Below are 19,465 nucleotides of genomic sequence, written 5' to 3'. Positions count from 1 at the left end.
GTCGAGGACGGGGATTGGCTGAAGCCTGCCCGTGGGGTTTGTGTCCGAATGCTCAGGTCGGTCACGGCGGCCGGTACGCTGAAGCCTATGCCCGAGGACTATTCGCCTGCCGCCGTCGTGCACCGGTTGGAGCGCGGACGACCCGTATCAATCCCCTCGTCGACGCGACACATCGTCCTCACCTTGGTCCTCGCTCTCATCATCGGATTCGGGCTGCTCGCCGCCTTCGTGTGGATCGTCACCGCCACGATCAGGGACGGCCGCAGCTGGTGGCTCATCATCGCCAATCTGCGCATGTGGGCCGTCGTCGTCGGCATCATCGGCTGCCTCGTCGTCGCTCCGATCGGTGTGTTCCTGCGACTGCACCGACGAGAATCCCTCGTCCTCTCTCCTGCAGGAGTCTCCCTGGCCCGAAACGGCCGGATCCTGCCCGCGACGTTCTTGCCGTGGAATGACATCAAGATGGTCGTGTTCGAACGTGCCGTCTCCCGCGGCCCGAAGATGCTCGCCTACATCCTCACCGAGGAAGCGACCCGCCGGTTGCGCGGACGGAAGCTCAATCCCCGCATCGTTGTCCGCAGCGGATTCGTCCTCAGCCACCGCCGACTGCATCCGGTGCTGGCGGCCGCGCATTCCCGGTTTTCGACACAGTCCCAGGGACGCTGGTAGGTTCACCCCCTCGCGTGCTCTACCGTTGAGATCATGATCCGACGCCTCCTCGCCCGCGCCTTCTGGACCTTCAGCAGGTGGAACCTCGTCACCGAGCCCGCTCCGAACCGTCCGACCATCCTCGTCGGAGCTCCGCACACCTCGAACTGGGACTTTGTCGTGATGCTCGCAATCGCGTGGCGCATGCGCGTCGACGTCCATTGGCTGGGCAAGCATTCCCTGTTCACCGGATGGCGTGGACCGATCATGCGCGGGCTCGGCGGGATTCCCGTCGATCGGTCGGATCCGAGCAAGATCGTCGACGAGGTGGTAGACCGCATGCGTCACGGTGAGGTCTTCGCGCTCGTCATCACTCCGGACGGCACCCGCGGCGGACACACACATTGGAAATCCGGGTTCCATCGCATCGCGATGGCTACTGGTATGCCCGTAACGCTGGGCTACCTGGATACCGCGACCCGGACGACGGGGCTGGGCCCGACTCTGGAGATGACCGGCGACATCGCCGCAGACATGGATCGGATCCGCAAATTCTACGCCGACAAGCGTGGAATCCGCCCGCACTTGCAGATCACGCCGAGGCTGCGCGAAGAAGACTTCGCCGGTGACGATCGCGAAGGCGAAGTGGAGAAGGACTGAGATGGACGGTGATCTGCGCGTCCCCGCTGGGCCGGGGATCCCTGCCGGGCTGGTCATCCCCGCGTCCGACCTGTCCGAACAGTTCTCCCGGTCGTCCGGTCCGGGCGGCCAGCACGTCAACACTTCCGATTCACGGGTGCAGCTGAGCCTCGACCTGGCTGCGGCGAGCTTCCTCACCGAGTCTCAGCGCGATCGGGTGCTCAGTCGGTTGGCGCCACGCCTGTCGGGCACTGTGGTCACTGTGACCTCGGAGAGGCAGCGGTCGCAGCTGAAGAATCGTCAGGACGCACGCATACGTCTCGCGCAGCTGCTGCGTGAAGCGTTGGCTCCGCCGGTGCAGCGGCGAGCCACCAAGCCGTCCCGCAATTCCCGCCGCCGGCGAGTGAAGTCCGAACAGCGGCGGTCGGAGATCAAACGCAACCGCCGCAGGCCGCGCCTCGACTGAGGTGCCGTGACAGCAGCAGTGTCGAAGAGCAGAATGGGCGACATGAACAGCATCGACATTCTCACCGACCTGTCCCAGCGCCCCCTCCAAGCGGCACAGGCACTGCCCGACCTCTCCCCCGAACAACTCAACGACCACCTCGGCGGTCATCCGAATTCCGTGGCCTGGCTGCTGTGGCACAGCGGCCGTGAGATCGACGTGCAGCTCTCAGCCCTCACGGGCAAGCGCGAGCAGTGGGAGGACTTCCGGAACCGGTTCGATCTCGGCGAGATCGGCGAGACCTTCGGCTACGGACACAGTCCCGAACAGGCGGCAGAGATCAAGGTCGACGATCAACAGCTGCTCGTCGACTACCTCGCCGCTACTCTGAACGCGTTCACCGACTATGCAAAGACGCTCTCCGAGGATGACTTCGACGAAGTCATCGACAGGAACTGGACTCCGGCAGTCACTCGCGGCGTCCGCATGGTCTCGATCATCGACGATGCGATTCAGCACGTCGCGCAGGCGGCATTCATCGCCGGCGCTCCGGCCTGACCTCCGACGTCGGCTGTCCTGATCTCCAACGCCGCTCCGGTCTGTTCTCCAACGCCGGTCAAGGGCGGCGGAAGTCCCTGACCTCGCCGAGGCCGTCCATCCCGGCCGCTCGATAGGTGGCGACGGCGGCGGTGTTCGATGACGGAGTGGCCACGTTGACACTCGACGCTCCCATCAACCGCAGTGCGCTTGCAGCACCGAGCGCCATTTCCGTGCCATACCCGAGGCCGCGGTGGTCACCATGAACTCCGAGAGGTTCGATGATGCCGGGGCGACCGTGTCCAGCTGACCAGACGGTGGTGGCGCCGACGGCAGCACCGTCCGTGGAATAGCCGACGAGACACCGAGCCTGTTGGTAGGCGTGTCCTGCAGCCATCAGCTGCCATCGCTCAGCGGTCAGTGATGCGCCGGGGAATGCGGCGGATTCGACGCTGACCCGGTCAGCGATGTCGTCCGCTTCGACAGTCTCGAACCTCAACGAGGTCGGTGGGACAGAATCTGACAGTGCGCGGTGCAGGACGGTCCAGGGTTCGTCGGGTGTCCATCCCGCCTCGTTGAGGGTGTGCTGCAGCGCGGGTCCGAACCGGGATTCGACGATTCCCGTCCCTGGTGGGAGGAGATCGGACAGAGTGGTCTCGATAGCAGTCACGACCGCCTCGGCGAGGGTTTCATCCGCGGCATGGTCGGGCGAGATCGCCATGCGAATGAGTTCGGTTTCGTCGAGGAATCCGACGGCTGCGATCTCGCCGTACCGCGTCCACACCCGCAGTCCCGAGGCAAGCGCTTGCGAGCCGAAGCGCTGATACCAGCCGAAGTCGCCAGGATGGACTTGGACGGGCAGCCCCTCGCACTGCCAGGACGCGACAGCATCGATGATGTTCGAAAGGTCCTCGGCGGACGGAATCATCATGGTGGGCCAGCCTCGATCTTTAACCTGCGATGACGCGGGTTGCGAATTCGACGATCTCCGCTTCCGCCTCGGCGCGAGTCGTCGGTTCATTGTGGACTTCGTGCCGGACTCCTGAAAAGACTCGTGTGCGCACGTCTGCGTGACCGGTCTCTCGCAGCCTGTTGGCCACGTGGTAAGCGCCTTCGCCGTAGTTCGCGACCGGATCCTGGTCACCCGCGAGGATGAGCACCGGCAGATCGCTTGAGATCGTCTCATACCAGTAATCGGCATTGGCTTCGTCATAGATGTCGACGAACCCCTGCAGGAACCGCGCACTCATCGGGGCACCGAAATTATTGAACGGGTCACGGCCGTGATCGGCGACGACCGCCTCGTCGAGGGCAACCCATGCAGTGGGTCCTGCATCGGGACCGCAGCGGTCGAGGAACCCGTCGAAGAGCTGTCCCACCAGATGGTCTGCAGCAGGTTCCGCACGATGGTCGCCAGCGGCCGCCTCGGCGAGTTCAGCGCGGTCGATGGTCTGTTCGATTCCCTTCATCTGCGCGGCGATTCCGCACAGCGCCAGCCCGGTGAGTTCGGCTTCAGGGCGGGATGCCATGGAGCGGGCGATCATCGACCCTCAGCTGTGGCCGAAGACGATATAGGGCAGTCCGGGCAGGATCTCACGCGCCTTCGCCTGCAGAGTCACCTCGTCGTCGACGACGACGCGCGCGGCCTCGTCTCCGGCGTCGGCCCAGACACCCGACTCCATGGCAGTGCGCCCGTGCCCTGCGTGGTCACTGGCGACGACGGCGAAGCCGGCATCGAGCAAGGTGCTGATGAGGTGGAGGTAGCGGCGGGAATGTTCGCCGAGGCCGTGGATGATCTGCACGATGCCGTTCGGCGCCGTCGTGGGAGTGTGGAGCCACGCGTTGATCGTGTCGCGATCGTTGCTCGAGGGGAACGTGATTTCATGCAGGGCCAAGGCCGGACTCCTTTGTCAGTTTCGCTGCCGGCCCCGTGATTTCGGTGCGGGCAGAACAATCGCTGAGATGCAGATGATGCAGATACTGTACCGCGGATCTCAGGCATCGACTCCGTGCAGACGGGCGTGCAGGTTCCGCACCTGGGAGCTCAATTCCGGATCGGGTCCGGCGACTTCGATTCCCGGGGCGACGTCCTGAACGCGCAGCGGCAGTACGGGACCGGGGGCCAGACCCCAGTCCTTGTGCCAGGCGCTCACCTGCTGGCTGCGGCTGGCGTAGACGATGCGGCCGAGGCCCACCCACGCGTGCGCCGCTGAGCACATCGGGCAGTGTTCGCCGGAGGTGAAGACGACAGATTCAGCTCGTTGTTCGGGTGTGAGATGTTCGGCTGCCCGGCGAGCGATTTCGAATTCGGGGTGACGGGTGTGGTCGCCGCCGGCCACCCGGTTGCGGTCGGCGAAGAGTTCACGACCGTCGGCGTCGACGAGCACGGAACCGAATGGTTCGTCTCCGGCGGCAAGGGCTTCGCGCGCCAGGTCGACGCTTCGGGTGAGGAATCTGCGGTCATCATCATTGAGATCAAGTTGAGGTTCCATGTTCCTCATCCAATCACAGCGGGCAATTCTATGGTCCATGCCGTTCGAAGCCGTGTCATTCACCGAGGTCACCACCGAAGGCCTCGAGTCCTCTCCCGTCGCCGAGGCGCTGGCGAGCCTACGTGCCAACGAGGCACGGTACTTCTCCAATAAGTACAAACACACGTTCACCGTGACGCCGGCTGCTGAAGCTCAGGACGTTCTGAGGTGGGTCGAGGAGGTCCTCGAATCCGGACGTGAGATCGTTCCGACCTCGCCGGCACTCGAGGTCAGCATCAATGACGTCGACGGCGTCTACTGGGTGGAGGCCGCGAACGACCCTTTGACGGGTGGTCGTTCGCGGACTCAGCTCATCGGGTTCAGTCCTTTTCAGGTTCAGTCTCTGAGGATGTACTTCAGGGTTTCGACCACCTGGTCGGTCGTCTGGCACCAGGCCTTGGCTTCGGCATCGACCTCTTTGAGCGGATGAATGATGTCGGCGTCGTGGAGGGTCACATAGGGTGTGCCGAGCGCTGCGCAGTAGCCGGCGTCGAAAGCGGCGTTCCACTGCTTGTACTTGTCACCGAAGCGCACGACGACCATATCGGCCTTCTCGATCAGGGTGCGGGTGCGGATGGCGTTGACCTTCGACGACTGGTGATCGCGCCAGAAGGAGCTGTCGTTCTCGCCGAGGTGGTCACCGGCGGCATCGCTGGCGGGGTGGTCGGTCACCGGGGCGGTGAATTCGATGTCGAGACCCGCCGCCTCGGTGCCGCGCTTGATCTCGTCGCGCCAATCGGTGTGGATCTCACCGGACAGGTAGACAGAGAAGCTCATGATCGAGTACTCCTGATTCCAATAGGCGTGGGACCGGCACGGCCCTTTCAGGACCACCATAGCCAATTGGTGGTCGTCAGCACCGGTCTCACCCAGGAGGTCGGGGTCAGCGAAAGCGTTCGGACAGGTAGGCTTCTGCGATGCTCAGATGCCCTTGGCTGCCGATTGAGTTCTTCGCCTTCTGCGTGTACGCATGATTGGCGAGGGGAACTTTTACCGTCTTGACGTCGACTCCGCGGCTTCGGGCCGATTCGGCCCATGAAAGCTGGTCGGTTGGGGTGATCACGTCATCGCGCATCGCTGTCATCATAAGCATCGGCGGCGCGGGTGCTTTCAGATGCGTGACGGAATCGGCCACTGAGTAGCGGTCCGGATATTCCTTTGGTGTGCCACCCGTGTAGCTGGTCGCGAATAGGCGCGTGCCGGATCCCGCACCTGGCCCGGTGGGGGCGTTCTCGTAGAGACCTGTCACGTCGAATGCGGGGTAGTCGGCAATGACCGCCGCCGGAACCGGAACCTTCCCACCGCAGGACGATTCGGCGTCGCCTTGCGCTGCGGCACCGGCGGTATTGGCGACCATGTTGCTGCCCGAACTCTCGCCCCAGAACGCAAGGCGATCGGTATCTGCACCGATCGTGTCTGCGTGGGTCTGAATCCAGCTTGCCGCACAGGCCACCTGCGACGGTGCGCTCTGCCAGGTTGCGTTATCCAGGGTGGCGAGTTCGTATTCGACAGATACGACCAAGTAGCCGTGATCAGCGAGTTCACGGAGCTCTGAACTCGCTGCGTCCGGGTCGCCTGCGATCCAACCGCCTCCGTGGACGTACATGATCGTCGGGGCTGAACCCTTCGCTCTCTCAGGTTCGTAGATCGATACGGAGAGGTCATCGCCTGAGCTGGATTTGTCGTACACTTCCTTGCGATCAGGCGACGCCGAGTCGATCGCCGAGAGCCCGAACGTCGCAGTGAACAAGTTCACCGAACCACCAGCCGAGGCGATGGCGACGAGGAGCACAATGACGACCGCCAGATTCGCGATCGTGCTCACCACTCCGAATCCTGTCACCACAGCTCCGGTCCATCGACGGCCTCGGCGCAGCCAGACGATTCCGAACCCAAGCACAATCGCTCCGACCACAGTCGCCATCGGCGCAATCGTCGGCGCAAACCGGGCCGCAGCGGAACTGAACGGGCCAAGCCCGGGAATAAGCGATGCCAGGCCGATGACCGCAGCGATCGCACCGAACACGAGCGCGAGGATGAGACCCGTTGCCCGAACTGTTTTGGTCACGCGCTGAGGCACCGCGGGCTGTGACGAATTCTTGCTGGCTGTCACCTTCGGTCCTCGCCTTCCGATCTTTCGGGTTGAGATTCCCGCTGCAGCAGATCTCATCGTGGCGGTCACCTCCTGACGCCAGGGGCCACTCTAACGCAGGCTGATTCTCACGACCTTGATGAATCAGGTGCGATGACGACTATTCGTGCCTATCTTTGACGACGTCAGCAGCCCAGAGGCAATGTAGCCGCATGACGCTCTTTCGCACGCCTCAGATCGTGCTGTTCACCCGCGACATCGACCGCGCGGCGAACTTCTATCGGCCTTCTATCGGCGCCTCGGCTTCGAGGAGGCATTTCGCACCCCTCGAGTTGGAACACCCATACACGTCGACCTCACCCTAGATGGGTACCGAATCGGGCTCGCAACTGAAACGAGCACCCGCAATGACCACTGCCTCGACCCGGTCGCCGACGGCCAGCACGCGGCGGTGATCCTCTGGACTGACGACGTCCACGCATGCTACGCGCATCGGGTCGATCTCGGTGCAACCGCGATCAAGCCACCGGAACCTTGGCTCGACCACCTGCTCATCGCTTGGGCCGAGGACCCAGAAGGACATCTGACTCAGGTCGTGCAGACTGTCAGCTGACCAAGTCTCGCCCGCAGTACAAGTCATACCTTGAACCGGAACTCCACCGGAATGCTTCACGGAAAGTGATCAACCCTCCGAACCCAGATAATCAGGAGTCCGCACCATAGTCGATCGTGTACTCCCGCATGATTCCTTCCGTCACTCGGCCCCAGTCACTGACCCGCACTCGCGCTTGATGGGAATCGAACGCATGCTTGTCGACGAACCTCTCGGACACCATCCACACGAGTGGATCCGCCGTCGGTTCGACACTGAAGCGAAGACACCCGGATTCGGCGCGAGTGAGCTCGACATGCCGGTCAAGATGGCCGGCGACGATGTCCGCCTCGTTGCCGTCGGCACAGATGAGCCTGCCTCTTAATGTGACGACAGACATGCGGCCTCCAGAGGTGTGAATGCGGCGACAGCATCACGCAACAGGCGCTGAACCATCCGCAACTCGTCGTTCGACCGCAGGTTCATCCAGAACTCCTTTGGTGCTGTCCTCGGTCACGGCTGATCGAGCAGCGCAATGCCGAAACCGCCGACGACGGCCCGAACTTCGTCGAGGTAGCGTTGCGCCTGTTCGGTCAGCGGGATCCCGGAATGATCGATCCAGCCGATCTCGATGCGTTCATCGACCTCGAGTGGAATCGCGACGATGGCCGGATCGAGATCGTCGCTGATAATGCCCGTCGAGATGGTGTAGCCGTCGAGTCCGATCATCAGGTTGAAGATGGTCGCACGGTCAGAAACCCGGATCTCCTGCTTGCTCGACTGGGTGGAGAGAATCTCCTCGGCGAAGGAGAACGAGTTGTTCGCCCCCTGGTCGAAAGTGAGCCGCGGCAGGGCGGCGAGATCGTCAAGGGTGACGCGGTGGCGGGAGGCAAGCGGGTTCGTACGAGAGATGAAGATGTGCGGGGAGGCGAGGAAGAGCGGGTGGAACGCAAGCCCGGAATCTCGCAGCAGTTTGTCGATGACCTTCCTGTTGAAGTCGTTGCGGTAGAGGACGCCGAGCTCACTGCGGAGCGTGCGAACGTCTTCGATGATGTCCCAGGTACGCGTCTCTCGCAGTGAGAACTCGTACTCGGCAGCATCGCTGGCCTTGACCATCCGAACGAAAGCATCGACGACGAACGAGTAGTGCTGCGCCGAGACTCCGAGCAGACGCCGTGACGGTGGGCGCCCTAGGTAGTGCTGCTCGAGGAGTTCCACCTGTTCGACGACCTGCCGGGCATAGCCGAGGAACTCCACACCGTCGTCAGTTAAAGTCACCCCGCGAGCGGATCGGACGAGCAGAGCGCGATCCACACGGGTCTCCAGGTCCTTCATCGCAGCAGACATGGTCGGCTGAGAGACATAGAGGAGATCGGCGGCGGCGGTGATCGACCCCTCCGACGCGACCTCGATGAAGTACTGGAGTTGCAGCAGCGTGATGTTCTTCAGACCTCGAGACATAGATCAAGGCTATAGGAATCCATAGTTCCCCCGAGTTACCCGATGACCACCGGGGACGGGCAGGATGGCTCACAGACATGCCAGCGACCGCAACCGGCCGCACACCCACCGAATTGGACGTCCATGACACCTGAGTTCTCATTCAGCATCACCACGACTCGATTCGACGAGGACTACTCGCCGTCAGAGAGCACCCGAGCGACGACGAACTTCGCCAATCTCGCCAGGGGCGAGGACCGTCAGCAGAACCTCCGCACTGCTCTGAGCATTATCAATCGCCGCTTCAACGAACTCGCGTCCTGGGACAATCCCGATCGGGATCGCTATGTCCTCGAACTCGACATCGTCTCCGGAGGGCTTCACTTCACCTCGGGCGGCCGGGAACAGGAGTTCCCCCTGCTCGAAGTCCTGGATATCCAGATCATCGACAGACTGACTGGAAAACGTCATCCCGGGATCGTGGGGAACAATTTCTCGTCCTTCGTCCGCGATTTCGATTTCAGCGTGCGGCTGCCGGCTGCCAATGAGGCCGCAACCGAGTTCACGGTCCCCGATGACTTCGGTGATCTGCATGGCAAACTATTCCAACACTTCCTCGACTCTGTCGCCTATCGGGAACGGTTCCAGACGGCACCCGTGATCTGCATCAGCGTGTCCACAAGCAAGTCGTACCGTCGGACCGAGAATCACCACCCGATTCTCGGGTTCGAATACCAGCAGGACGATTACTCGCTGACCGATGACTACTTCGCGAAGATGGGACTCCAGGTGAGGTATTTCATGCCGACGGGCAGCGTCGCACCGCTGGCCTTCTACCATCGCGGCAACCTCCTCGGCGACTATTCCGATCTGGCGCTCATCGGCACGATCAGCACGATGGAGACTTTCCAGAAGATCTATCGGCCCGAGATCTACAACGCGAATACCGCCGCCGGAGAGGTCTACCGGCCGACGCTGGACCGGCACGACTTCTCGGAGATGCCGGTCACCTATGATCGCGTCGAACGCAACCAGCTCGGCACCAGACAGGGAAAGTTCACGGAGAAGTTCTTCGTCAACCCGCACCGAGAGATGCTCGAGCAGTGGGCGTCCGACCGACCCGTCCCAGTCGCATGACCGCAGGAGAAGAAACGATGACCCAGCCACTGCTGCCCACCTCAATCGTCGGCAGTCTGCCGAAGCCGTCCTGGCTCGCGCAGCCCGAAACCCTCTGGTCTCCCTGGAACCTCCAGGGCGATGCCTTGGTCGAGGGCAGGCGCGATGCCCTGCGCATCTCGACTCATGAGCAGACCAACCGCGGCATCGATATCGTCAGCGACGGAGAGCAGACCCGCCAACACTTCGTGACGACGTTCATCGAGCATCTCAGCGGAGTCGATTTCGAGAAGCGCAAGACGGTTCGGATCCGCGACCGTTACGACGCAAGCGTACCCACAGTCGTCAGCGCCGTGAGCCGTGAGGAACCGGTCTTCATCGACGATGCGAAGTTCCTCCGCCAGCAGACCGATCAGCCGATCAAGTGGGCGCTGCCGGGGCCGATGACGATGATCGACACACTCTATGACGACCACTACAAGAGCCGTGAGAAGCTGGCCTGGGAATTCGCCACGGTCCTCAATCAGGAGGCAAAGGATCTGGAGGCGGCGGGAGTGGACATCATCCAGTTCGACGAGCCCGCATTCAATGTCTTCTTCGAGGAGATGAAGGACTGGGGAGTCGCCGCGCTCGAACGGGCAGCGGAAGGTCTGCGGGCCGAGACCGCAGTGCATATCTGCTACGGCTATGGGATCAAGGCGAACAACGACTGGAAAACGACCCTCGGGTCCGAGTGGCGCCAGTACGAGGAATCCTTCCCCCTCCTGCAGCGCTCGAGCCTCGACATCGTCTCGCTCGAATGCCACAACTCCCATGTCCCGATGGACCTCATCGAACTGATCCGCGGCAAGAAGGTCATGCTCGGCGCCATCGACGTGGCAAACGAGACCATCGAGACACCGGAGGAGGTCGCCGCCACTTTGCGCAAGGCACTGAAGTTCGCCGACGCGGACAAGCTCATTCCGAGCACGAACTGCGGCATGGCCCCCTTCGCGCGCGACGTCGCCCTCGCGAAGATGAGCGCCTTGAGTGCGGGAACAGCGATCGTCCGCGAGGAACTGATTGCGTCAAGGGGCTGACCGCCGCCGCACTTCATCCGCACATGTCCCGAGCCGTCGGGCCTCTCCGCAATGATTCGGGCAGTCTGAGCCCGGGAAGAGCAGAGGCGGCTCAAGCCGTCGTTGCCACAGTGCCCCAGTCTCTGCCGCAGACGCAGGGCAGAACGGTGAGCGATGCCCCTCCAGAGATCCGCACTACCAGGCAGCAAGAAAGGCCCCTTCGGCCGCCAGCGGCACGACTCGGGAGACATCCAACAAGTGGGCGACCTCAACATCGGAACCGAACCCCATGACTTCCAGTTCTCGAGCGCCGACACAATCGCGCATCACCCGATCCAAACATGGGCGTACGGCATCGAAAAGATCGGCAGCAGACGACGCTTCTCGGCTCATCACGCTCCGGTAGCCGAGAGCTGACAGTGCAGAAAGGATCGCTCCAGCGCCAAGTTGATCCTCAAGCGCCGGACGCAGCGAGTCGTCGTCCCGCCATCGTTCCCCCGCTGCGATGATCGCAACAGAGTCACCTTATCCCATCCGGATGGCCAGCCAGACAGACACGGCAGTCGCGTTCCGCAAGCACCCCGCGATGACGGATGCTCCCGTCTCCATGAGGAGCGTCGTAATCGTTGATCCGTACGGCGACGGCAAAACTAGTCAGGGAACGACCGACCCTGTGAGCAGCATCGCCGGCAGCAACGAGATCGCCGACAGCCCGCGCACCACGAGGTCCCCAGTCGAAGCGCACGGAGTACCGGCGCTGGCCTAACAGGTCTCCCTGGTCAGACAAACTCACGCCACCTGCAGCGGAACGATCGAAGCGATCTGCTCACCTGCCTGGTCCTCGGCGCGGTCGAGCTCGTAATGACTCTGCAGGTTGATCCAGAACTCCGCCGACGTACCGAAGTACTTCGCCAGCCGCAGCGCGGTGTCCGCAGTGATCCCACGCTTGCCGTGCACGATCTCGTTGATCCGCCGAGGTGGGACACCGATGGACACGGCGAGTTTGTTCTGAGTGATCCCGAACCCCTCGATGAAGTCCTCCATGAGGACCTCCCCGGGGTGGATCGGCTCGATCTTGTCAGTGGTAGTCAACGATCTCCACCTCCTCCGGTCCGGCGTCTGTCCACACGAAGCAGATGCGCCATTGGTCGTTGATCCTGATACTGTGCTGCCCAGCTCGATCGCCCTTCAGGGCTTCGAGACGATTGCCGGGCGGGACGCGCAGATCCTCGAGGACTTCCGCCGATCCCACCTGACGAAGCTTGCGCAATGCGACTCGATGGATCCTCGGATCGATCGACCGCACGCGCTCACGATGCCACAGCCGTTCGGTCGCCTTGTCGCCGAACGATCTGATCACGAGACCAGTGTATGACGGAGTCCGTCATTAACGCTAGACGTTAAACCGGAACTCCACGACGTCGCCGTCGACCATGATGTAGTCCTTGCCTTCCATCCGGACCTTCCCGGCGGACTTCGCGGCAGCCATCGAACCGTTGGCATCGAGATCATCGAAGGACACGATTTCGGCCTTGATGAAGCCCTTCTGGAAGTCGGTATGGATGACTCCGGCCGCCTCGGGGGCGGTGGCGCCCTTCGGAATCGTCCATGCACGGGATTCCTTGGGACCGGCAGTCAGATACGTCTGCAGACCGAGAGTGTCGAAGCCGACGCGGGCGAGTTGGTCGAGTCCGCTCTCCTCCTGCCCGGTCGATTCGAGCATCTCCCGGGCCTCTTCTTCGTCGAGTTCGGCGAGTTCGGACTCGAACTTCGCGTCGAGGAAGATCGCTTCGACCGGTGCCACGAGGGCCCTCATCTCGTTCTTCTTGTCCTCGTCGGCGAGCACCTCGTCGTCGACGTTGAACACGTAGAGGAAGGGCTTGACCGTCATCAGCTGCAGCTCACGCAGGGCGCTGACGTCGAACTTGTCGGCCTGCATCGCCTGGTAGAGCGTCCGCCCGCCTTCGAGGATCTCGGTGGCGGCGTCGATCGCGGTCAGCTGCTCGGCCGGTGCGCGCTTGCCCTTGACTTCCTTCTCGATCCGCGGCCGCGCCTTCTCCAATGTCTGGAGGTCGGCGAGGATGAGTTCGGTGTTGATCGTGTCGATGTCATCGGCTGGGCTGATCTTGCCGTCGACGTGGACGACATCGTCGTCGACGAATCCGCGGATGACCTGGCAGATGGCGTCGGCTTCGCGGATATTGGCGAGGAACTGGTTGCCCAGGCCTTCCCCTTCGGAGGCGCCGCGCACGATTCCAGCGATGTCGACGAAGTCGACGGTGGCATTGAGGATACGTTCGGAGCCGAAGATCTCAGCCAGTCGCGTCAGCCGCTCGTCCGGCAGAGGGACCACGCCCACGTTCGGCTCGATCGTCGCGAACGGGTAGTTCGCCGCGAGAACTTGGTTCTTGGTCAGTGCGTTAAACATGGTCGACTTGCCGACGTTGGGCAGTCCCACGATTCCGATAGTCAAAGCCACGGTATCCAAGTCTAGCCGTCGCCGAGGTGGTCCTCGAATTCTCGTGTCAGTGCCCTCTGTCACCCTGGAGTCATGAATGCTTTCCCCGCCGCCGCAGTCATCATCGCCTTCATCGTGGCCATCGTCCTCGCCGCCGCGCTCGGATTCCTCCTCGGACGCAGTCTCACACGGTCCCGTTACCTCGAGAGACTCACCCGCGCGGAAACCACATCACGCATCCTGTCTCAGCGCACCGAAGACCTCGAGGCCGATGCGCAGATGGCCGGTGAGATCACTGCGGCCATCGGGCCGTTGGCGGCAAGCGTGAAAAACCTGCAGGAGAACCTGCACTCTCAGGACCGCACGCAGATCGAACAGATCACCCGACTGAATTCCCAGATCGGGCACCTCAGCCAACAGAACCTCCGCCTCCAGGAATCCACTGGGTCGCTGGCAAACGCGTTGAATTCGACGACCCACCGCGGAGACTGGGGCGAAGTCCAGCTCAAACGCATCGTCGAATATGCCGGCCTCCTCCCCCACGTCGACTTCGACACCCAGGTCAGCGCCGAACGCGATGGTAAGCGACACCGACCTGATATGGTCGTCCACCTGCCCGGCGGCGGCACGATCGTCATCGATGCGAAGACTCCCCTGTCGGCGCGGATGAACGAGGATTCCGACGAGGCGGCCGACTCTGGCACGGGCGGTCAGGACCATGCCCGCGCGCTGCTGCGACACGTCGATGCCCTGGCCTCGAAGGAGTACTGGAAGGCATTCGAGACCTCCCCCGACTTCGTCGTCTGCTTCGTCCCCACCGACGGTCTGCTCTCCGCGGCCGCGGCAAGCTACCCGAAGATGATCGATCATGCACTGGGCAAGAACGTCGTCCTCGCCTCACCGGCGACTCTGCTGGTGCTGCTGAAGACCGTGGCGCTCAACTGGCGGCAGGCGGACATGTCCACCTCGGCGGCCGAAGTGCTGCGGCTGGGCACGGAACTCTACGAACGTATCGGCACTCTGGTGACTCATGTGTCACGGATGGGGGCCAGCCTGGACCGCTCCGTCGAGGACTACAACCGGTTCGTCTCGTCCTTGGAGTCCCGGTTCCTCGTCACCGCGAGAAAGTTCCCGTCGACCGGGATCGTCGCCGACGAACTCGATGCCGTGGCCGAACTCGATACTCGCGCTCGGGGCGTCAGCGCCGAGGAGCTCAGTCGGCCGCGAGCCATGGACTTCGATGATCGCGGACCGACTCATCTGCGTGATCGGCAGACGGGGACGGACTGAGGATCGTCAGCCGAGCTTGCGCAGTTCCTTCGGCAGCGAGAATATGAGGTCCTCTTCGGCGGTGACGACCTCTTCGACGGTGTCGAAACCGTGGTCGGCCAGCAGCTGCAGCACGTCTTGGACGAGGTTCTCGGGAACGCTCGCCCCGGAGGTGACTCCGACGGTGGCGACGTCGTGGAACCACGTCTCGTCGATCTCACGAGCAAAATCGACACGGTGAGCCGCCTTCGCTCCGTGTTCGAGGGCGACCTCGACGAGGCGGACAGAATTGGAGGAGTTCGCCGAGCCGACGACGATGACGAGATCCGCTTCGGGCCCGATTTTCTTCACTGCAACCTGTCGGTTCTGTGTGGCATAGCAGATGTCATCGCTGGGTGGGTTCTGCAGATGTGGGAAGCGCTTACGCAGGATCTCAACGGTCTCCATCGTCTCGTCCACGCTCAGTGTCGTCTGGGAGATCCACACCAGCTTCTCGGCATCGGGCACCTCGATGGTGCGGGCCTCCTCGGGACTCTGCACCAACGTGATGTGGTCCGGTGCCTCCCCCATTGTTCCTTCGACCTCTTCGTGTCCGGCATGGCCGACGAGGAGGATGCGGAAGCCGTCCCGAGCGAACCGGATGGCTTCTTTGTGAACCTTCGTCACCAACGGACAGGTCGCGTCGATCGTCGACAGCCCACGCCCAGCGGCCTCGGCATGAACTGCCGGAGAGACTCCGTGCGCGGAGAACACGACCCGAGCACCTTCCGGGACCTCCGCGGTGTCATCGACGAAGACGGCTCCGCGTTCGGACAGGGTCTCGACGACGTGGCGATTGTGCACGATCTCCTTGCGGACGTAGATCGGTGCACCGTAATGCTCGAGGGCGCGTTCGACAGCGATGACGGCCCGATCGACGCCGGCACAATAGCCGCGCGGCGCGGCCAGCAGCACTCTCTTGTCAGCATTGACCGGAGTGCGGATCTCGCCTGGCGCCAGACGCCGGCGCGGAATGGTCGGGGCAGGTACTGAAACGACGCTCACCCATTCAGTCTAAGCCGGAGGCGTCGATGGCGGCCAGGAATGGGCTGTGTCTGTGCCGTTCGTTAGGCTGGGGTTTCGGAAGGGGACCCATATGGCGCAAAGAATCTCCGGCACTCCCGGCACGCTCGGCGAATCCGTCGAGCCGAAGGAGCTCGCCGCCACCGCAGCAGAGACCACGGCGGAGAATCCGTGGCCGCTGAGTCTGCTGTCGTCGAAGATGAAGTCCTATATCGACCGCATGTCGAGCGTGTGGATCGAAGGGCAGGTCGTCGAACTCAACCACCGCGGCAAGGCCAGCTACCTGACCCTGCGTGACACCGATGTCGAGATGTCCCTGCCGGTCCAGATCTGGAAGAACGTCCTCGACCGCACCGGGGCACCTCTGACCGAGGGCAGCCATGTCGTCGCCAACCTCAAAGCCGACTTCTGGACGAAGACCGGTCGACTGACGATGCGAGCCAACGACATCCGCGCCGTCGGCCTCGGCGAACTCCTCGCCCGCCTCGAACGACTGAAGAAGCAGTTGGGCGCCGAAGGGCTCTTCGACCCCAATCGGAAGCTGCGCCTGCCGTTCCTGCCGAACCGGATCGGTCTGATCACCGGACGGGATTCTGATGCGCAGAAAGACGTCATCCGCAACGTGCACCTGCGCTGGCCTGCCGCCGAATTCGAAGTCCGCAACTGTGCGGTTCAGGGCCCGGACGCCGTCCCCGGAGTGATGAAGAACCTCGCCGAACTCGACGCGGACCCGCAGATCGATGTCATCGTCATCGCCCGCGGCGGCGGCAGCATGGAAGACCTCCTGCCGTTCTCCAACGAAGCCCTCGTCCGCGCCGTCTCCGCCGCGCAGACACCGGTGGTCTCGGCGATCGGACACGAAGCCGACCGGCCCATCCTCGATGAGGTCGCTGACATGCGGGCGTCAACGCCCACGGATGCGGCAAAGAGGATCGTTCCGGATGTCGCCGAGGAAGGCATGAATCTGCTGCGAGCCCGCGCCGAGCTCGAAGCTGCCGTCAATCGCATCCTCGATCGAGAGCAGGAGATGCTCACCGCCGTACGATCACGGCCGGTGCTCGCCGAACCGCAGACGATGATCACCGCGCATGAGAACGAACTGACGATGATCCGCCGCCGCAGTCTGCAGGCGACGAACGGACTGCTCATCCAAGCTCAGAACGAGATCCAGCACCTCCGTTCCCAGGCCCAGTCACTCTCTCCCCTGCGGACGCTGGAGCGCGGATACGCCGTGGTTCAGACCGACGAGGGACAGGCCGTCCGCAGTGCCGACGAGGTCACGACCGGCGACACCGTCCACGTCCGGGTCGCCCATGGTCGATTCGATGCCGCGATCACCGACGTCTCACCGGAAACGGACGATTCGACGACCGACGGATGACCACAGCTCCACACTCCACTCACTCTGCGAAGGAGACACCGATGACCGAACCGACCACCCAACAGGACCAGCCCGATATCAGCACCCTCAGCTACGAGCAGGCACGCGAAGAACTCGTCATGACCGTCAAGCGTTTGGAGACCGGCAACCTGCCGCTCGAAGAGTCACTGCGGCTGTGGGAGCGCGGCGAGGCTCTCGCCGACCGGTGCCAGGCGTGGCTCGACGGAGCACGGGAACGCCTCGACAAGGCCCGTGAGGAGACCTCGGACGACACCGAATAAAACCTTGGGTCAGCCTGAGGTCACTTGAGTTCGGCGGCCACCTGATCGGCGAAGCTGTTGACGGTGTCCGGCGCGGCAGTGGCGCTCAGGACGACATACATATCGCCCTTGTGCGTGACCCAGTATTCTTTCGCCTCTTCGGTCCGATAGATCTGGAAGTCGGCACCGCCGACGGTCACCTTCTCGGCAGCGACGGACTCATCGGTCTTCCGCTTCGCCCAGTTCTCACTCGCTTCGGCCTGTTCGATGCTCACCCACTGGTCGTCGGGGCCGATGAACGACATGTACCACGACGTGTACTCGGAGTCGCCGACCCGATCGAGGCTGGCTTCGTTCGACGTCCATCCACGCGGGATCTGCGGAACGATGAGATCGAACTCGGCGTTGCCCTGGGACTGCTCGGCGATCCCCTGGTAGTCGACGACACGTTCCGAGTCGACTTCGGGCTGCGGGGCGAGGAACAGGATCCCGACGGCGACTGCGAGACAGGCGAGGATCGCGATGACCATATTGACCCAGTTCGAGTTCTTGCGCAGGAAGCGCATCTCTTCCCGGGACCCCGGCAGCATCACTCCGGATTCGTCAGCCATGGACTCTCCCTCAGGACTCGACGTCGCCTCGTCGACGACAGCTCGAGCACCCGTCTCGTCGGCAGCATTTCGGACATTCACACCGCCATTGTCCTCGGCTCGCGCGCGAAGGGCCAATTCCGGCCCGAGGACGTGACTGCGGCCACAAGGGGGCACCGCTGTCGCGACCCCGATCACAGGGGTGGCACAATTGGAAGCATGAGTGACTCCAAAGAGCCTGTTGACGTGAAATCTCACCATGACCGAGGACGAGTTGATGAGGAGACTCCGCCTGTTGCAGTGACCGACTCATGGTCACAGAAGGCTCAGGTCGAGTCGGATGCTCCCGACCGCAACTTGGCTCTGGAGCTCGTCCGAGTCACCGAAGCCGCAGCCATCGCAGCCGCTCCTTGGGTCGGCCGCGGCGACAAGAACGCCGCCGACGGGGCAGCAGTGGCCGCGATGCGCAATGTCATCTCCACCGTCCGCATGGCAGGCACCGTCGTCATCGGCGAAGGCGAGAAGGACGAAGCTCCGATGCTCTTCAACGGCGAGCAGGTCGGCGACGGCGGCGGACCGCACTGCGATGTCGCAGTCGATCCGATCGACGGCACTCGCCTGACCGCTCTGGGCATGCCCAATGCGATCTCTGTCATGGCCGTGACCGAAGACGGTGCGATGTATGACCCCTCTGCCGTGTTCTACATGGAGAAGCTCGTCACCGGTCCCGACGCCGCCGATGCCGTCGATCTGCGTCTGCCGATCGCCGAGAACATCCGCCGCGTCGCCAAGGCGAAGGGAACGAAGGATCCCGCCTCGGTGACGGTGATGATCCTCGACCGTCCCCGCCACCAGCAGATGATCGATGAGATCCGCGCCGCCGGAGCCCGCATCCAGCTCATCACCGATGGCGACGTCGCCGGAGCCATCGCCGCCTGCCGTCCCGGAACCGGCGTCGACATGCTCATGGGCATCGGCGGTACCCCGGAAGGCATCATCACCGCTTGCGCCATCAAGGCGCTCGGCGGAGTCATCCAGGGCCGTCTGTGGCCGCAGGACGACACCGAACGCGAAGCCGCCTCCAAGGCCGGCCTCGACGTCAACCAGGTGCTCAACACCGATGACCTCGTCACCGGTGACAACAGCTACTTCGTCGCCACCGGCATCACCAACGGCGATCTGCTCGATGGCGTGAAGTTCCAGGGCAACCACGTCACCACGCATTCCCTGGTGATGCGGTCGAAGTCGGGAACCGTCCGTCAGGTCTTCGCCGAGCACCAGGCAGCGAAGACCCACTCATACGTGGAGGCCGCCGAAGAAGCCGCACGCCGCGGACTGGTCTGACCT

Annotated in this window: 24 protein-coding genes and 2 pseudogenes; 13 read left to right on the top strand and 13 right to left on the bottom strand. The window is 63.1% G+C overall.

Features of this window, described 5'->3' with window-relative positions; genetic code table 11:
• The first annotated feature begins 87 nt into the window (after positions 1-87).
• The 4 genes from AD89_RS0108220 to AD89_RS0108205 are packed head-to-tail and all read left to right on the top strand — an operon-like array spanning position 88 to position 2,290.
• Positions 88-669, top strand: a complete 582-nt coding sequence (locus AD89_RS0108220) for a hypothetical protein (protein WP_025778121.1) — start codon at positions 88-90, stop codon at positions 667-669.
• 33 nt (positions 670-702) lie between these two features.
• Positions 703-1,308 (top strand): 1-acyl-sn-glycerol-3-phosphate acyltransferase, encoded by a 606-nt coding sequence (locus AD89_RS0108215; RefSeq protein WP_025778120.1) that lies wholly within the window; start codon positions 703-705, stop codon positions 1,306-1,308.
• 1 nt (position 1,309) lies between these two features.
• Positions 1,310-1,753, top strand: coding sequence for an alternative ribosome rescue aminoacyl-tRNA hydrolase ArfB (gene arfB, locus AD89_RS0108210; protein WP_025778119.1), 444 nt, complete (start codon positions 1,310-1,312; stop codon positions 1,751-1,753).
• Between the two features lie 42 nt (positions 1,754-1,795).
• On the top strand, positions 1,796-2,290 hold the full coding sequence (locus tag AD89_RS0108205) for a mycothiol transferase (RefSeq protein ID WP_025778118.1): 495 nt from the start codon (positions 1,796-1,798) through the stop codon (positions 2,288-2,290).
• A 58-nt stretch (positions 2,291-2,348) separates the two neighbouring features.
• Here the strand turns inward: AD89_RS0108205 and AD89_RS0108200 are convergent, their stop codons facing one another.
• The 3 genes and pseudogenes from AD89_RS0108200 to AD89_RS0108190 all read right to left on the bottom strand — a co-directional run bounded on the left by AD89_RS0108200 (position 2,349) and on the right by AD89_RS0108190 (position 4,761).
• Entirely contained in the window at positions 2,349-3,200 is an 852-nt protein-coding gene (locus AD89_RS0108200) for a GNAT family N-acetyltransferase (RefSeq protein WP_025778117.1), read from the bottom strand.
• Positions 3,201-3,219: 19 nt separating this feature from the next.
• Positions 3,220-4,164 (bottom strand): annotated as a pseudogene (locus tag AD89_RS18320) (alpha/beta fold hydrolase).
• A gap of 99 nt (positions 4,165-4,263) precedes the next feature.
• Entirely contained in the window at positions 4,264-4,761 is a 498-nt protein-coding gene (locus tag AD89_RS0108190; protein WP_025778116.1) for a nucleoside deaminase, read from the bottom strand.
• Positions 4,762-4,798: 37 nt separating this feature from the next.
• Here AD89_RS0108190 and AD89_RS20135 point away from each other — a divergent pair, with 37 nt between their 5' ends.
• On the top strand, positions 4,799-5,230 hold the full coding sequence (locus tag AD89_RS20135; protein WP_197021725.1) for a hypothetical protein: 432 nt from the start codon (positions 4,799-4,801) through the stop codon (positions 5,228-5,230).
• On the opposite strand, the gene AD89_RS0108185 is transcribed toward AD89_RS20135, so the two are convergent.
• Together AD89_RS0108185 and AD89_RS0108180 are read right to left on the bottom strand one after the other, a co-directional pair.
• Entirely contained in the window at positions 5,137-5,577 is a 441-nt protein-coding gene (locus AD89_RS0108185; protein WP_025778115.1) for a YtoQ family protein, read from the bottom strand. The genes AD89_RS20135 and AD89_RS0108185 overlap by 94 nt on opposite strands.
• A 106-nt stretch (positions 5,578-5,683) precedes the next feature.
• Positions 5,684-6,625, bottom strand: a complete 942-nt coding sequence (locus tag AD89_RS0108180) for an alpha/beta hydrolase (protein ID WP_197021724.1) — start codon at positions 6,623-6,625, stop codon at positions 5,684-5,686.
• 562 nt (positions 6,626-7,187) lie between these two features.
• On the opposite strand from AD89_RS0108180, the pseudogene AD89_RS20645 reads away from it, so the two are divergent.
• Positions 7,188-7,505: pseudogene (locus AD89_RS20645) on the top strand (hypothetical protein); the annotation flags it as partial.
• Between the two features lie 91 nt (positions 7,506-7,596).
• Here AD89_RS20645 and AD89_RS19635 read toward each other — a convergent pair.
• Both AD89_RS19635 and AD89_RS0108155 read right to left on the bottom strand, forming a co-directional pair.
• On the bottom strand, positions 7,597-7,884 hold the full coding sequence (locus tag AD89_RS19635; RefSeq protein WP_081770381.1) for a putative quinol monooxygenase: 288 nt from the start codon (positions 7,882-7,884) through the stop codon (positions 7,597-7,599).
• Between the two features lie 113 nt (positions 7,885-7,997).
• Positions 7,998-8,945, bottom strand: a complete 948-nt coding sequence (locus AD89_RS0108155; protein WP_025778111.1) for a LysR family transcriptional regulator — start codon at positions 8,943-8,945, stop codon at positions 7,998-8,000.
• 123 nt (positions 8,946-9,068) lie between these two features.
• On the opposite strand from AD89_RS0108155, the gene AD89_RS0108150 reads away from it, so the two are divergent.
• Together AD89_RS0108150 and AD89_RS0108145 are read left to right on the top strand one after the other, a co-directional pair.
• On the top strand, positions 9,069-10,061 hold the full coding sequence (locus AD89_RS0108150; RefSeq protein ID WP_025778110.1) for a putative oxygenase MesX: 993 nt from the start codon (positions 9,069-9,071) through the stop codon (positions 10,059-10,061).
• Between the two features lie 17 nt (positions 10,062-10,078).
• Complete coding sequence (locus tag AD89_RS0108145) at positions 10,079-11,119, top strand: methionine synthase (RefSeq protein WP_025778109.1); 1,041 nt, start codon at positions 10,079-10,081, stop codon at positions 11,117-11,119.
• Positions 11,120-11,293: 174 nt separating this feature from the next.
• Here AD89_RS0108145 and AD89_RS20640 read toward each other — a convergent pair whose 3' ends face one another.
• The gene (locus AD89_RS20640; RefSeq protein WP_442853638.1) at positions 11,294-11,569 is read right to left on the bottom strand and encodes a 2-phosphosulfolactate phosphatase; all 276 of its coding nucleotides are present in this window, start codon (positions 11,567-11,569) and stop codon (positions 11,294-11,296) included.
• A gap of 67 nt (positions 11,570-11,636) precedes the next feature.
• On the opposite strand from AD89_RS20640, the gene AD89_RS0108135 reads away from it, so the two are divergent.
• On the top strand, positions 11,637-11,864 hold the full coding sequence (locus AD89_RS0108135) for a hypothetical protein (protein ID WP_025778108.1): 228 nt from the start codon (positions 11,637-11,639) through the stop codon (positions 11,862-11,864).
• 23 nt (positions 11,865-11,887) lie between these two features.
• Here the strand turns inward: AD89_RS0108135 and AD89_RS0108130 are convergent, their stop codons facing one another.
• From AD89_RS0108130 to ychF, 3 genes are read right to left on the bottom strand one after another with little or no spacing between them, the layout of a single operon-like run.
• Complete coding sequence (locus tag AD89_RS0108130; protein WP_025778107.1) at positions 11,888-12,190, bottom strand: HigA family addiction module antitoxin; 303 nt, start codon at positions 12,188-12,190, stop codon at positions 11,888-11,890.
• Positions 12,177-12,458 (bottom strand): type II toxin-antitoxin system RelE/ParE family toxin, encoded by a 282-nt coding sequence (locus tag AD89_RS0108125; protein ID WP_025778106.1) that lies wholly within the window; start codon positions 12,456-12,458, stop codon positions 12,177-12,179. The genes AD89_RS0108130 and AD89_RS0108125 overlap by 14 nt, the downstream gene beginning before the upstream one ends.
• A gap of 33 nt (positions 12,459-12,491) precedes the next feature.
• A complete protein-coding gene (ychF, locus tag AD89_RS0108120; RefSeq protein ID WP_025778105.1) occupies positions 12,492-13,577 on the bottom strand; it encodes a redox-regulated ATPase YchF in 1,086 nt (361 codons plus the stop codon).
• A 72-nt stretch (positions 13,578-13,649) separates the two neighbouring features.
• Between ychF and AD89_RS0108115 the strand changes: the two genes are divergently transcribed.
• A complete protein-coding gene (locus tag AD89_RS0108115) occupies positions 13,650-14,846 on the top strand; it encodes a DNA recombination protein RmuC (protein ID WP_025778104.1) in 1,197 nt (398 codons plus the stop codon).
• 6 nt (positions 14,847-14,852) lie between these two features.
• Here the strand turns inward: AD89_RS0108115 and AD89_RS18315 are convergent, their stop codons facing one another.
• A complete protein-coding gene (locus AD89_RS18315; protein ID WP_035320251.1) occupies positions 14,853-15,869 on the bottom strand; it encodes a 4-hydroxy-3-methylbut-2-enyl diphosphate reductase in 1,017 nt (338 codons plus the stop codon).
• 91 nt (positions 15,870-15,960) lie between these two features.
• Between AD89_RS18315 and xseA the strand changes: the two genes are divergently transcribed.
• Together xseA and AD89_RS0108100 are read left to right on the top strand one after the other, a co-directional pair.
• Complete coding sequence (gene xseA / locus AD89_RS0108105) at positions 15,961-17,268, top strand: exodeoxyribonuclease VII large subunit (RefSeq protein WP_025778103.1); 1,308 nt, start codon at positions 15,961-15,963, stop codon at positions 17,266-17,268.
• A 41-nt stretch (positions 17,269-17,309) separates the two neighbouring features.
• Positions 17,310-17,549: an exodeoxyribonuclease VII small subunit gene (locus tag AD89_RS0108100; RefSeq protein WP_025778102.1), complete on the top strand. Its 240-nt coding sequence runs from the start codon at positions 17,310-17,312 to the stop codon at positions 17,547-17,549.
• Between the two features lie 20 nt (positions 17,550-17,569).
• On the opposite strand, the gene AD89_RS0108095 is transcribed toward AD89_RS0108100, so the two are convergent.
• Complete coding sequence (locus AD89_RS0108095) at positions 17,570-18,139, bottom strand: DUF4245 domain-containing protein (RefSeq protein WP_231488532.1); 570 nt, start codon at positions 18,137-18,139, stop codon at positions 17,570-17,572.
• Between the two features lie 198 nt (positions 18,140-18,337).
• Between AD89_RS0108095 and glpX the strand changes: the two genes are divergently transcribed.
• Entirely contained in the window at positions 18,338-19,462 is a 1,125-nt protein-coding gene (gene glpX / locus AD89_RS0108090; RefSeq protein ID WP_025778100.1) for a class II fructose-bisphosphatase, read from the top strand.
• Positions 19,463-19,465 lie beyond the last annotated feature (3 nt).

Origin of the sequence: Brevibacterium sp. VCM10 (assembly GCF_000583215.1) — a bacterium.
GTDB classification, from domain to species: domain Bacteria; phylum Actinomycetota; class Actinomycetes; order Actinomycetales; family Brevibacteriaceae; genus Brevibacterium; species Brevibacterium linens.
This window is presented reverse-complemented; position numbering and strand designations above follow the sequence as displayed.

Coding starts and splice junctions, on each gene's coding strand:
- AD89_RS0108220 (WP_025778121.1), top strand. CDS start 88: ATGCCCGAGGACTATTCGCCTGCCGCCGTCGTGCACCGGTTGGAGCGC.
- AD89_RS0108215 (WP_025778120.1), top strand. CDS start 703: ATGATCCGACGCCTCCTCGCCCGCGCCTTCTGGACCTTCAGCAGGTGG.
- arfB (WP_025778119.1), top strand. CDS start 1,310: ATGGACGGTGATCTGCGCGTCCCCGCTGGGCCGGGGATCCCTGCCGGG.
- AD89_RS0108205 (WP_025778118.1), top strand. CDS start 1,796: ATGAACAGCATCGACATTCTCACCGACCTGTCCCAGCGCCCCCTCCAA.
- AD89_RS0108200 (WP_025778117.1), bottom strand. CDS start 3,200: ATGATGATTCCGTCCGCCGAGGACCTTTCGAACATCATCGATGCTGTC.
- AD89_RS0108190 (WP_025778116.1), bottom strand. CDS start 4,761: ATGGAACCTCAACTTGATCTCAATGATGATGACCGCAGATTCCTCACC.
- AD89_RS20135 (WP_197021725.1), top strand. CDS start 4,799: ATGCCGTTCGAAGCCGTGTCATTCACCGAGGTCACCACCGAAGGCCTC.
- AD89_RS0108185 (WP_025778115.1), bottom strand. CDS start 5,577: ATGAGCTTCTCTGTCTACCTGTCCGGTGAGATCCACACCGATTGGCGC.
- AD89_RS19635 (WP_081770381.1), bottom strand. CDS start 7,884: ATGTCTGTCGTCACATTAAGAGGCAGGCTCATCTGTGCCGACGGCAAC.
- AD89_RS0108155 (WP_025778111.1), bottom strand. CDS start 8,945: ATGTCTCGAGGTCTGAAGAACATCACGCTGCTGCAACTCCAGTACTTC.
- AD89_RS0108150 (WP_025778110.1), top strand. CDS start 9,069: ATGACACCTGAGTTCTCATTCAGCATCACCACGACTCGATTCGACGAG.
- AD89_RS0108145 (WP_025778109.1), top strand. CDS start 10,079: ATGACCCAGCCACTGCTGCCCACCTCAATCGTCGGCAGTCTGCCGAAG.
- AD89_RS0108135 (WP_025778108.1), top strand. CDS start 11,637: ATGGCCAGCCAGACAGACACGGCAGTCGCGTTCCGCAAGCACCCCGCG.
- AD89_RS0108115 (WP_025778104.1), top strand. CDS start 13,650: ATGAATGCTTTCCCCGCCGCCGCAGTCATCATCGCCTTCATCGTGGCC.
- xseA (WP_025778103.1), top strand. CDS start 15,961: ATGGCGCAAAGAATCTCCGGCACTCCCGGCACGCTCGGCGAATCCGTC.
- AD89_RS0108100 (WP_025778102.1), top strand. CDS start 17,310: ATGACCGAACCGACCACCCAACAGGACCAGCCCGATATCAGCACCCTC.
- AD89_RS0108095 (WP_231488532.1), bottom strand. CDS start 18,139: ATGGCTGACGAATCCGGAGTGATGCTGCCGGGGTCCCGGGAAGAGATG.
- glpX (WP_025778100.1), top strand. CDS start 18,338: ATGAGTGACTCCAAAGAGCCTGTTGACGTGAAATCTCACCATGACCGA.